Annotated in this window: 11 protein-coding genes; 7 read left to right on the top strand and 4 right to left on the bottom strand. The window is 35.6% G+C overall.

Annotated elements, in window-relative coordinates:
* Nucleotides 1–367, top strand: a 367-nt coding sequence (locus F7888_RS20495; protein WP_191782909.1) for a transposase, incomplete at its 5' end; no start/stop codon positions are given.
* A gap of 211 nt (nt 368–578) precedes the next feature.
* Here F7888_RS20495 and F7888_RS20490 read toward each other — a convergent pair.
* Nucleotides 579–1,739, bottom strand: coding sequence for a murein hydrolase activator EnvC family protein (locus F7888_RS20490; protein ID WP_318246334.1), 1,161 nt, complete (start codon nt 1,737–1,739; stop codon nt 579–581).
* A 791-nt stretch (nt 1,740–2,530) separates the two neighbouring features.
* On the opposite strand from F7888_RS20490, the gene cysK reads away from it, so the two are divergent.
* Both cysK and F7888_RS20480 read left to right on the top strand, forming a co-directional pair.
* Nucleotides 2,531–3,478, top strand: a complete 948-nt coding sequence (gene cysK, locus F7888_RS20485; RefSeq protein WP_191782905.1) for a cysteine synthase A — start codon at nt 2,531–2,533, stop codon at nt 3,476–3,478.
* 144 nt (nt 3,479–3,622) lie between these two features.
* Nucleotides 3,623–4,900: a hypothetical protein gene (locus tag F7888_RS20480; RefSeq protein ID WP_191782903.1), complete on the top strand. Its 1,278-nt coding sequence runs from the start codon at nt 3,623–3,625 to the stop codon at nt 4,898–4,900.
* 88 nt (nt 4,901–4,988) lie between these two features.
* Here F7888_RS20480 and F7888_RS20475 read toward each other — a convergent pair whose 3' ends face one another.
* On the bottom strand, nt 4,989–6,413 hold the full coding sequence (locus F7888_RS20475; RefSeq protein ID WP_191782900.1) for a YVTN family beta-propeller repeat protein: 1,425 nt from the start codon (nt 6,411–6,413) through the stop codon (nt 4,989–4,991).
* A 298-nt stretch (nt 6,414–6,711) separates the two neighbouring features.
* Between F7888_RS20475 and F7888_RS20470 the strand changes: the two genes are divergently transcribed.
* Nucleotides 6,712–7,095, top strand: coding sequence for a hypothetical protein (locus F7888_RS20470; RefSeq protein WP_191782898.1), 384 nt, complete (start codon nt 6,712–6,714; stop codon nt 7,093–7,095).
* Nucleotides 7,096–7,297: 202 nt separating this feature from the next.
* Here F7888_RS20470 and F7888_RS20465 read toward each other — a convergent pair whose 3' ends face one another.
* Nucleotides 7,298–7,891, bottom strand: coding sequence for a YdhK family protein (locus F7888_RS20465; protein ID WP_191782896.1), 594 nt, complete (start codon nt 7,889–7,891; stop codon nt 7,298–7,300).
* A gap of 209 nt (nt 7,892–8,100) precedes the next feature.
* Between F7888_RS20465 and F7888_RS20460 the strand changes: the two genes are divergently transcribed.
* The gene (locus tag F7888_RS20460) at nt 8,101–9,015 is read left to right on the top strand and encodes a cupredoxin domain-containing protein (protein ID WP_225228932.1); all 915 of its coding nucleotides are present in this window, start codon (nt 8,101–8,103) and stop codon (nt 9,013–9,015) included.
* 174 nt (nt 9,016–9,189) lie between these two features.
* Here the strand turns inward: F7888_RS20460 and F7888_RS20455 are convergent, their stop codons facing one another.
* Nucleotides 9,190–10,344 (bottom strand): YVTN family beta-propeller repeat protein, encoded by a 1,155-nt coding sequence (locus tag F7888_RS20455; protein ID WP_191782894.1) that lies wholly within the window; start codon nt 10,342–10,344, stop codon nt 9,190–9,192.
* A gap of 172 nt (nt 10,345–10,516) precedes the next feature.
* Between F7888_RS20455 and F7888_RS20450 the strand changes: the two genes are divergently transcribed.
* Together F7888_RS20450 and F7888_RS20445 are read left to right on the top strand one after the other, a co-directional pair.
* On the top strand, nt 10,517–11,557 hold the full coding sequence (locus F7888_RS20450; protein WP_191782892.1) for an IS1595 family transposase: 1,041 nt from the start codon (nt 10,517–10,519) through the stop codon (nt 11,555–11,557).
* 43 nt (nt 11,558–11,600) lie between these two features.
* Nucleotides 11,601–12,317 carry an alpha/beta fold hydrolase gene (locus F7888_RS20445; protein ID WP_191782890.1) on the top strand — a complete coding sequence of 239 codons (717 nt, stop codon included), beginning with the start codon at nt 11,601–11,603 and terminating at the stop codon, nt 12,315–12,317.
* Nucleotides 12,318–12,410: the final 93 nt, after the last annotated feature.

Here is a 12,410-nt window from a genome sequence, read left to right as displayed (position 1 = left end):
ATATAGAACAACTACTAAAGAAGGGTATCGTCAGTACATCTCCAATCCTACTCAATGTAAGGATTGCCCACTTCTATCTCAATGTACTCAGAGTCAAAATCATCAAAAACTCATCCAACGACATGTCTGGGAAGGGTATCTTGAGGAAGCTGAACACCTTCGACACACAGAAGAGAATAAAACTATTTATGCACGTCGTAAAGAAACGATTGAACGAGTATTTGCGGATGCGAAAGAAAAGCATGGTATGCGATGGACAACCTTAAGAGGTCTTAAAAAATTGTCCATGCAGGCGATGCTTACTTTTGCTGCCATGAATTTAAAGAAGATGGCAAACTGGACTTGGATTAGTCCAAAAATGGCATAAAAATTGACCCGGAGGGGTCTAATTCGAGAAAAGGTTAACGGAAAAATGCTTTAAAATGGAAAAAGGCAACCGAATTGGATCATTCGGAATGCCTTTTGTCTACAATCTGAGGCAAGTGTTGAATCACACTTGCCTTTTTACTTACCTATTATTCTATTTTATTAGCATACATTATTTTTTCACTCTTTGTAACTTATTAATAATCAATTCTTTACCGACCAGGTAGTACATCCATAGGATTGAGAAGTCTCCCGTCTTTATAAACTTCAAAATCAAGATGTATTCCTGTTGAACGCCCAGTTGTCCCCATGATACCTATTACATTTCCTTGTGAAACTGTATCTCCTGCCTGTACATTGTATGATGCTAAATGAGCGTATTGTGTCCTATATCCATTGTTGTGATCAATGATAACAGTATTCCCATACCCATTTCGCCATCCTGAGAATGTAATTTCCCCACTATCTGCTGCCAGGATGGAATAATCTGAAGGACCTGCTATATCAATCCCTTTATGGAATGCTCCCCAACGCATTCCTTGATATGATGTGATGACCCCACCGATGGTAGGCCAAATAAATGAGCTATTATTGGAAGAACTTTTCTTTATTTTGACAGAAGTCGATTTCGCTTGTTCAATTTTTACGGTATTTTCTATTAATTTACTTTTTTCATTCTGTAATACTTTTATCTCGTTTTGAATCTTTTCTTTATTTTCTTCCATTTGAACGATTGACCTTTCTTGCTCCTCCTTCTTAATCTTTAATTCCTTTTCCAAGTTTTGTAACTCGTTAAGCATTTCTTGTAACAATACAATTTTATTATTTAATTTAGAACGTGACTCTTCTAGAGCATCCCAATCAGCTTGATGGTTGCTAAGAATATCCTGGTCAGCTTCCATTATGATTGACACCGCTCTAGCCCTGTCAAGAAATTCATCAAAACTATTCGCACCAACCAAGACGTTAATATAACTTATCACTCCTCCAGATTCATGAAGTGTACGTATACGACTATTTACAATATCATTACGTTGTTCAATTTGTTCCTCCAATCTAGTAATCTCCTCCTGAAGGACCTTAACTTCCTCTTCCGTTTCTACTACTTGTTTCTTCCTACTTATTATTTTTTGTTGTACATCTGTTACAGATTTGTTTAATTTTTCAATTTCCTTCATCGCTTTCTTCTGTTTATCTTGTATCTTTCCGAGGTCGGTATTTGCTGCTTTTAATTTGTTTTCAATCTCTGCTCTTGTAAGTCCGCCACTTCCCTTATCGTTCACATTTGCTGATGCCGACACTTCGCTTATAAGGAATGAAGGAAATCCTCCCCCCACCCCTGCAGATAATATAAGTAACAAGGTTATAATCACTTTCTTCAAAGATATATTGCTCCTCTCAAATTTCGAACTCTATGTATTTTTTATTCTCTACTATTTTTCTTTAAAATGTACAAACCAAATTGATAGCCTATGTGAATTTATACTACTAAAGTTATCTTCCGCTATCCGTTTCCTCCCTTACTACCGATCTAAAGAAAAGATCTCATTTGAAATCCTTTTCTTTGTATTTCCTAAAATACTATCAAAATATGGAGAAATTTAGCGTTTTTTTTGTCAAAAATAGTAACAATTAGTAAAAATCAAGAGTGTGGTTACCATTCATATTAATCATTTTCGACTTCGATTTCTTTGCACTATTACATTCATTTAATAATTTGAATAATTTGTGAATACATCATTTCTCCACATTTGTAGTTTAAACTGAATTTGTATATAAAAAGGCACATTATCTAAGGGGAGGTTTATGATGGGTTGCTGTGGGGGACATTCCCACAAAAATGATAAAAACCACCAACATTCAAATAAGAATCATTCTAATACTGCTGCCTGGATCTGGATATTTACTGTTGGTGTCATGGCAGGACTTATTTATTTCATTAACTTTTAAATTAATAGCTCTGTTAAAGAATAATGTTGATTTTTCACAGAAATATAGCTGTTGATTGGAGCGAAAGGCGATGACTCCTGCGGGAGGTAGCGCTTTGTGGAGACCCCACAGGCGTAGCCGAGGAGGCTCCACATGTGCCCCGCGGAAAGCGAAGCCTTTTGCGGAAATCAACAGCGGTGTTTAACAGAGCAAAATTAATAAAAGGAGAATTAATATGACAAATTTACTTACTCGACCAAAAATCGCAAAAAATCTAACAGAATTAATAGGTAATACACCACTTGTTTTATTAAATAAGATTAGTGATGAGACAGGTGCCGAAGTTCTAGCGAAATTGGAATACTTTAATCCTCTTGGTAGTGTAAAAGACCGCATTGGGTTTGCAATGATAGACACTGCAGAACAACTAGGATTAATCACCAAAGATACGGTGATCATAGAGCCCACAAGTGGAAATACAGGAATTGCTCTCGCTTATGTCTCTGCAGTAAAAGGATACCAGTGTATGTTAGTGATGCCTGAAACAATGAGCGTAGAACGACGAAAACTCTTAAAAGCATTTGGAGCAAAACTAGTTCTTACAGATGGTGCTAAAGGAATGAAAGGAGCGATTGAAAAAGCTCAACAATTAGCAAGTGAATACCCGAATGCATTTATTCCACAACAATTTGATAATCCTGCAAATCCTGAGATTCATCGAAAAACCACTGCCGAAGAGATATGGAATGATACAGATGGATTAGTAGATATCCTTATAAGTGGGATAGGAACTGGCGGAACAATCACTGGGGTTTCCGAGGTATTAAAAGAAAGGAAATCAACATTCACATCAATAGCTGTTGAACCTGAGGCTTCACCAATACTCTCAGGTGGAAATCCTGGACCACATAAAATTCAAGGCATTGGCGCTGGATTTATTCCTTCTGTCTTAAATGAAGCTGTCTATGACGATGTGTATAAGATTTCTAACGAGGAAGCTTTCCAAGCATCTAGGGAAGTTGCGAGAGATGAGGGTATACTTGTTGGAATCTCTTCAGGAGCTGCAATCGCTGCAGCTAAAAGAGCAGCACATCTACCAGAAAACAACGGAAAAATGATTGTTGCAATTTTACCAGATACAGGTGAAAGATATTTATCTACAACACTGTTCGGGGAAGAATAAATAACTCAATAGAGGTAGCTGAATATCTGTACGTTTTCAGTTGCCTCTCTATTTTTTATTCATTCTACTAATAAAAAGGAAAAAGAAACGTTATCTGAGCAATTTCCTATTAATCATTCTCATCCATACAAGGAGTCACTAAGAATGACAAATTTCTTTGAAACCCTCATACAAGAATACTATGTTGACAAGGAATCAGTATATCATACATGGTTTATCAATAATGAAGAACGTTTAAAAGCTTTTCGAACAATTCGTAATGGGATAAAGGTTGTAATAGCAGACATTGAACAAGATCAATTTGGTGTTGATTTTAAAGGTTCTTCTTTAGAAACCGTTATCACTGCAATCTCTGAACAAAAACAACTATTCGAAGGCGCGGCTCATGCATTTTATTGGAAACCAAAATTAAGAATTCCGGATATTTATGAAAATACAGCTAATAAAAAAACATTTGGTCGTTTCTTAAAAAAATGCCTTCAATATTCCAATGAAAAACAACTTATTGACGAAATCCTAAAGCTTAACAATGAACAAATTAAAGGTCTCGGTCCAGCAGTCGCGAATATATTGTATTTTCTCCATCCCACTACCTTCCCCCCATTTAACACAGCTATTGTAAAAGGTTTTAATTTACTATTTAATCAAAAAGTCAAATTAGGGTCTTGGTTGGAGTATCTAAGAATGAGAGATGATATACTTGCTTTCAACTCAAAACACAGTACCATTTTATCTAAGGATCTTGGGGCTATTGGTGGGCTCTTATATGAAATTGGAGTTGGTAGAATCGTAATCAATGAAAATTTTAAAAATGTTTTAAACGATATCGAAAAGCGTGAAAAGACTAACTTAAAGAGGCATTTAGAGGTGATAAATGATAAGAAAGAGGATCATAGCCATACTGAAATGCAATTCTATCTAGCAAAGGTGGGGGTTGCAGTTGGTTATAAGGTATGGATTGCAAAAAATGACCATAATAGATGTTGGAATAATCATTTACTTGGGGAACTGTCGCTTAAAAATTTAGAGCTAGAGGGTGATATCTCTCCTGGGGTCAGAGAAACAATATCACTTATTGACGTACTTTGGATTAATGATAGCAATAAAATTGTATGTGCGTTCGAAGTTGAAAAAAGCACATCAATATACTCAGGTATCTTAAGGCTTTTTGACTTATCTCTTGTTATGGACAATGATTGCAGGTTTATTCTCATTGCACCTGATAAAAGGGAAAGGGAAATAAAAGCACAACTACTTAGACCTTCTTTCCAGCATAACCATATGTGTAGCATCGCCTATATACTTTTTTCTGACCTCCGTTGTGATTGTGAAGCAATGTGTAAATATGGTACAAACGCTAGTGTTATAGATAAAATCTCTAAGACTGTTGCTTCTCAATCCAGAGTAAAAAATTATGATTAACTAACTTTATATAAAAGCCGTGCTATTTTGCACGGCTTTGTGGTTCCCCTAACAATTTAATCCTTTACTGAAATTTCACTTGTAATTGTTAATCCCAATTTAGTTCTATTGGAGTATCACTCAATTTACCAATTTCCAATGTAACCTGTGAATCTTCGTTCTTTGGAAAAACCGCAATAAATTGGGGATGATGAGCATCCTTATTTTTAACTATCCATTCCGAAGGAGCTACTTTATTACCCTCTCCATTTACTAAGAATAACTCTTCTTCCAATGCTAAAGACAATAGATCTCCTGAATGTGTTTCTATTGAAATTTCAAACACTTCATTAGTTTCTAGATTATATTGACTGTCGTTTGTTGGATCCTCAGGAGATAAACGGAGTGCTTTTACAACAGCGAAATCCGCTTCGGCAATCCTTTTATTGTTATCTTCTGTTTTTTTATTACTATTGGTGTTATCAAATGAATATGTTATTTTTTTAAAATTGCTACTAACATAGTCCTCTAATGAAATTTCGTGTGGTTCATTCCCAACAGGAATACGTGTTACTTCTTCTTTCTTAATCGTATCAATTTTCACTACATCATTTGATTGCCTATTTGTTACATAGGCCCATTTTCCATCCTTCGAAAATGCTACATGATTCGCGTAGGAACCCGTAGGAATGGTCACTTTTGTGGTTAAGGTAGCCGTATCAACAACGGTCACATCATTTGAATTGTTATTTGACACCCAAAGCTCTTCCCCACTAGGTGAAACCGTCACCCCATGTGGACCATCCCCAGCCTTTATCGTCTTAACCGTTTGTAATAAGGTTGTATCAATAACTGATACAATGTCAGATTCTACATTTGCCACATACGCCCATTTTCCATCAGGAGATATTGCTACTTCATTTGGAACATCCCCTACTTTAATAGTTGCAATTAGTTGCTTCGTGTTTGTATCAATAACGGATACACTATTCGCATTTACATTCGCAGACCAGACTTGACTCCCATCAGGGCTAACTGCTACATGTGCTGGTGCATCACCAGTATTGATATCGGTGACTACTTCCATTTTCTTGGTATCAATAATTACCAACTTACCTCCTGTTTGGCCTAATCCTGGATTTAATGATACATACAGAAATTCACCATCTGGACTTAAGTCGATGCCATGTACCCCTTCCTCAAATTTTATTTCATCCAAAATTTCTTTTGTCTCGGTATCTATTACTATAACTGATTTCCCATCAAAACCTGTACCAGTATATAGAACCTTTCCATCTAAGCTAAGTGCGATTCCGTGTGATGCTTGTTCTGTTCCTAAGCTAATGGTATCAACAGTCTCAGCGGTTGAAGCATCGATGACGGAAATCGTTCCATCTCCTGCGTTAGGCACATAGAATAGGGCAGTTTCATCATCAGTTATTTGGTTAGATAAATCTTGCTTATTATCATTTGAACAAGCTGATATGACAATCAAACTTATTATTAAAATGATTCCCCATAATGTTTTCTTCATTGTAATCATCTCCATGTCAATCAAATTTTAATTTCCACTGTATATATCGTAGAATGAAAGATTGGAGAAACTGTGGAGAAAATTTGGAGATTTAGTTACATATCAAATAATAATCCTTTCAATTTTGTACCAATTTGAATTACATTATCCATCTTGAAATATTTCAACCTAGTATTTTTGCTTTTATCTTATTTCATGTTTCCTTTCAAAGATATCACTTTAGGATCTTACAGGTATTATATTATTAATGATTCACAATTTAGTTTTTGATAATATAATAAATAAAGGGGGGCTAAATATGTGTGTCTCTAATCATGCAATTGAACAAATGGCTTGGGATATCAGTAAAAGGATACACGATCATTCAATTTATAGAGTTGTAAGGATTGATTTTACAGGCGGGAAAAGTAAAGATATTCAGTACACGGAAGAGAATCCATTTATCATTAATTCAGGGGAGGACATACCCTTAATTACAAATTTACTTTTAGAAGGGGAAGATGGAACGTTTTACTCAGTTGAGCCTAATTTACATGGTGAAAGATTTGCAAAGGGAGAATTTTCTTATACAGAGTACACTGCCATACAAAAAGAAGAAAAATCAAAAGGGCTTATTTATGTCTCTATTTCTATAATTGCCTTTCTATTTGTTGGCTGGTCAATGGTTGAGTATTTAACTTAAATGTAATATCTCACTGTATTTTGCCTCTGAAAGGATTTATCCAACAAAATTTCCATAAACGTTGATTTCCCAATAAAAATAAAAGCGTGAATCCCATTAGTGAATTCACGCTAAAAACCTTCTGTGATATACTTTTTTGCACTCCGACTAGAAACCCGATAAACATAATCAAACTCTAATTTGTCCTATTGCTAGCATTTTATTAATCAGAACTTCTTGATAGCTCACTTTCTGTTACCCACTTATGATTGGTCACTTCTTCTCCTTCAGTAGTTGTAGTGAAATCAATCATATAAACCGTTGTTTTTTCTGCAAAATCTATCTCTGCTGTTGCTCCTTCCATCCCTTCCATATGGGCTGCATCAACAGTTACTTCTGTTCCAGGTTCTAATGGTTCTTCACCAGCTTCTGGAATTTCTTCGTGGATTACCCACTTGTGATTGGTTACTCTTTCTCCTCCAGTCGTAGGATTATAAGATATAGCATACGCTACTGTATCATAGGCACCTACTATTGTTGCTTCTGCACCCTCCATCCCTTCCATATGGGCTTCTTTAATGATCGCTTTGCTTCCAACCGGATAGGTAGGATTTTCTGCTTCTTTTAACCCCTCAGGAACTTCACCAGAACTAGAGTGGTCCATCCCTGAATGATCTGTACCTGAATGGTCCGTTTCCGTATTTTCATTTTGAGTTATTTCATCATTTGGAGAAGTACTATCATCTTCGTTTGCACATCCAACTATGACAAATATAGATATGAATGATAGTATTACCATTACAAATTTTTTATACATCACATTTCCACCTCATTATCGTAATTTCACCTCATTACTTTATCATGTTTAACAAAATTATCCAATAAGGAACCTTGTTTGAAAATCATTCTATTTATTTTTTAACCGATTATCATGACTATTATATATAAGTATTAACTATTTTAAAAAATAATCATGGCCTGTCTTTCCTCAACATATTATTTAGCAAGTATAAGGAGGGAGACATCATGACTGTTTTTTACTATTTTGTCATTTCATCAATTGCTATTGTTACACTATTAGGAGGATTGTTTGCCTATATAAAAAGAAAACAATTAAGAAATATGCAAGGCATGGTACTTACGATGACTATCGGAATGAATGTGGGATTAACTTCTGGAGTACTATTCGGTGTACTTTTACAGGGAAATTTGTATGTTTCAACACTATTATCCATCATGGTAGGGACAATAGCTAGTATTGTCTGTGGAATAAGTTTGGGATTGCTCCCCTCCATAGAAGGATTTATGTCTGGTTTAATGGGAGGTATGATGGGGGCAATGCTCGGTGAAATGGTAACGAAAGATCAAGCTGATACACTAGTAAAGATACTACTTACACTTACGGTGTGCTCATTATTCCTTTTTATAATATTACCTAGTTCAAAAGATTGTAGCAATACAATTTTAAAAAAACGTTGGTATTTAAAACCCATATCAGCATTTATTTTGATTTTCACCTTTTTTATTTTAGGAAACAACCTGAACAATGATTTAACTTCAACAAACTTGAACCATAGTCATGGAGATTCAAGTTCACAGCATGAAGAAGAAATTACATTACATGTAAGTGAATCAACCTTCTCCTATGCCCCTTCTAAAATAATAATGAAAGAAAATAAACCAATCACTTTAATCTTAAAAAATAGGGACTCCATTGACCATGCTATCGTGATTAAGGAATTGCCTTTTAACAACCTTTCAGAAAGTGATAGTCATTCCCATGATAAACATAACCAAGGAGAAATTCATCTACACACTCCATCAAATTCTGAAGGTGAGTTGACATTTACTCCTTTAAAACAGGGAATTTATACCTTCTATTGCACAGTTCCTGGTCATTCAGAAAGAGGGATGATTGGCCAGTTGGTTGTAGAGGGATAACAACATTAGCGATTTCAGTCAATATATTTTAAAGACAGCCAGTATCTATACCGGCTGTTTTTAATTAGGATTCTTCTTCTCTTGATAAAAAGCAGCTAAAATAGGTTTACAAAATCTGACTGCAGGAACTCAAAAACCTTTTCCATTTAAGGAATTCATAACATCGCTATCACATTACTTCATAATACTTATACCGTTCGGAATCTCCCCTACTTCAAAGGTATTGATTGCTTCATTTCGTTCAATATCAATTACCGTCACTGTATTTTCGAACATATTTGTTACATAAAGACGTTTATTATCGGAACTTATGACAACTCCATGAGCACCTTTACCTGTTTCAATTGTTGCTGTTACTGTCAAAGAATCTAAGTCCACTACATTTACCGAACTAGAAGGTACTTCAGCTGTTCCTTGGTTAGCAACATATGCATATTGATTATTTCCATCAATATAAACCTGTGCAGGACCTTTTCCAACTTCTACTGTTTCGACTTGATCTGTTTCTAAGTCTATAATCGCAAGCATATTTTCAACATGTAATGTTGTGACAAGTGTTTTTCCATCCGATGTAATAGCCGTTGTTACTGGTGTAGAACCAACTGTAATTTTTCTCTCTTCTTTCATCGTTTCGAGATCAATGACACTAATCGTATCTTCATTCATATTTGCAACATAGGCCTTTTTACTATCAGCCGAAATTCGAAGACCATGCGGACCCTTACCAGTTTCAATTGTATGAGTAACGGATAAACTCTCCATTTCAATTACTGAAACGTTATTATCTTCAGCATTTGTTACAACCGCGTATTTCCCATCCTCTGTAAAAACAAAGTGAGCTGGATGGTTTCCTACTTCAACTGTGCGTAAGAGTTCATTTGTCTCGATATCGAAGAATAGTGCTTGCCCTATTGCCCCTTCACTATGTGAATCACCGTGTGAATCTTCTTGATGTGAATCATCACCATGTGTATCATCACCATGTGTATCATCATGAGAGTCCCCGCCCCCAGGAATCACAGTTGCACCAAGCATTTTCCCATCTGGAGAAACCTGTACATTGTGTACAACACCATCTACTTCAATTGTGTTTTCTACCTCATCTGTAGATGCATTGATTTTCGAAATACTCCCACCTTCATTTGCAGTAAAATAATAGTTAATGTTATCTTCCTCTGAAACAACAGTCTCTGAAAGTACCTCAGATGTCTGTGTCTTCTCATTACCCTTTACAACATTGGTTGAACTTTGATCGGTTTCAGAATTACAACCAGCTATGATTGCACCAGCTATCAACATAGAAATTAAACTTAAAGATGTTTTTTTCATGAATTACTTCCTCCTTTTTTTGAATCTATCGCTATTATAAGAACCTATCCATTGACAAATATGTGATGAACTACACTTTTAATTTAGCTATGTTAAATATCTATGTTGATATTTGAACGTTAGGAACAGTTGTTCTATAATAGATAAAAAAGCGAGAGCGAGTTGTTAAAGAATGGCATTGAAGGACATCATCATAGAAATCCAAAAATTAAGTACAGCAGACCAATACCGTTTGAAAGAGTTTTTTGCTAAATCCTTAGCTTCCTATACTGCGAGTGAGCCTGTATTTAAAGAGGTTTCAGAGCGGAAGCATAAGGATGGATTTACTTGTCCTCATTGCCATTCCAATAACGCAGTTCGTTTTGGTAAATATAATGTGAAAATGGGTACTCGCACTTTGGAACGTCAACGATACCGCTGCAAAGATTGTGGGAAAACATTTACTGATGTAACGAATACTCCTCTTCACGGTACTCACCTTCCTCACAAGTGGTTAGAGTTCGTTCAGTGTATGATAGAGGGTTACTCACTTCGTAAATCGGCAGAACTCTTAGGAGTTCACTATGTAACTTTGTTCTACTGGAGACACAAGCTCCTTTCAGCCATAAAACAGATGGACTTTGACCAATTCGAGGGTATCGTGGAAATGGACGAGACTTATTTTCTATACTCGGAAAAAGGGAAACGCAAGGTGGAAGGTCGAAAAGCACGTAAACGTGGTGGTTCATCTTCGAAACGAGGCATTAGTAAAGAACAAGTTTGTGTTCTTGTTGCAAGAGACCGCCAGAAGGCAACATACTCGAAAGTTGTTGGTCAGGGTCGGATTGTAAAAGAAAAGTTGGACGAAGCTATCGGTTCAAAATTGTCTCCTACCAATGTTCTTTGTACAGATGCTTGGCGGGCATTTATGACTTATGCAAAGGAAAAAGGACTTGAACATTATAGATTTAAATCAGATGGCAAGGAACGTGTAAGAGGGGTTTATCACATTCAAAATGTGAATAGTTATCACAGTCGTTTAAAGGGCTGGATAAATCGGTTTAATGGAGTGGCAACAAAGTACCTCGACCATTATTTGAGTTGGTTTCAATTTCTAGACCAAATCAGACATCGAAATGACGACACAACGATAAGTAAGATGATTGTTGAGAGCTGCTTGTTCTCAACTGATGCGACCTATGATAAACTTAGATTATCAGGATTTTCCAAATAGAGGAAATTGATGAAGCGAAGATATAGAAAAAGGGGGAAAATGAATGATATTACACACAGATATTTTTGGGGATGGAGAACCAATAATCTTCCTGCATTCAGGTTTACAAACTGGAATGACTGATTTTGAAGAACAAAGAGATTACTTCCAAACAACCCATAAAGTAATTCTTCCTGACTTAAGGGGACACGGTAAATCTAAATCAAATGATGTTTCAAACTATTATTTGGAATCTGCCAATGACTTGGGCGAAACTTTACGTTACCTTGGGATCCCATCTGCTCATATAGTGGGATGCTCACTCGGTGCTCTTGTAGGGTTATTCTTTGCAAAAAAATTTCCCGACAAAGTAAAAACATTGACTATTTCAGGGGTTTTGCCAGAAAAACCTTCTAATTGGTCAGAAATTCAAAAAAACGAATATGAACGACAATCTTACATCCTTGAGAATGAGAATATGAAAAACTACTTTAATCAGCTACACGGTGAGGGATGGAAAGAATTTATACATATGGCAAGAAAAGAAGATTCTTATCCTTTTGAAGAAACATCAAACTTAGTAGGTTTAGGGATGCCTACATTATTTATGGTTGGTGAAGGAAATATAAATGAAACTAAGGGTGCTATTATTTATCCTGAAACAAATAAACTAATTCACGTTTCAATCATTCCTTTTGCTTCGCATTTAGTTCATTCCGAACAGCCACAAATATACAATGAAATACTAAAAGAATTCTTATCTAGAACAAACCGTGACTAGACTTTTACATAGAAATAGGGAACTCCAATTAAGGGGTTCCCTGTTTTATTGATAAAAACAACATTATTCTTTAACATAGCTTTTAATTTAAAA

The sequence above is a fragment of the Litchfieldia stipae genome (assembly GCF_014837155.1).
Lineage (GTDB): Bacteria > Bacillota > Bacilli > Bacillales > Bacillaceae_L > Litchfieldia.
Note: the sequence above shows the minus strand (reverse complement) of the source record. Positions and strands in the feature narration are given on the sequence as shown.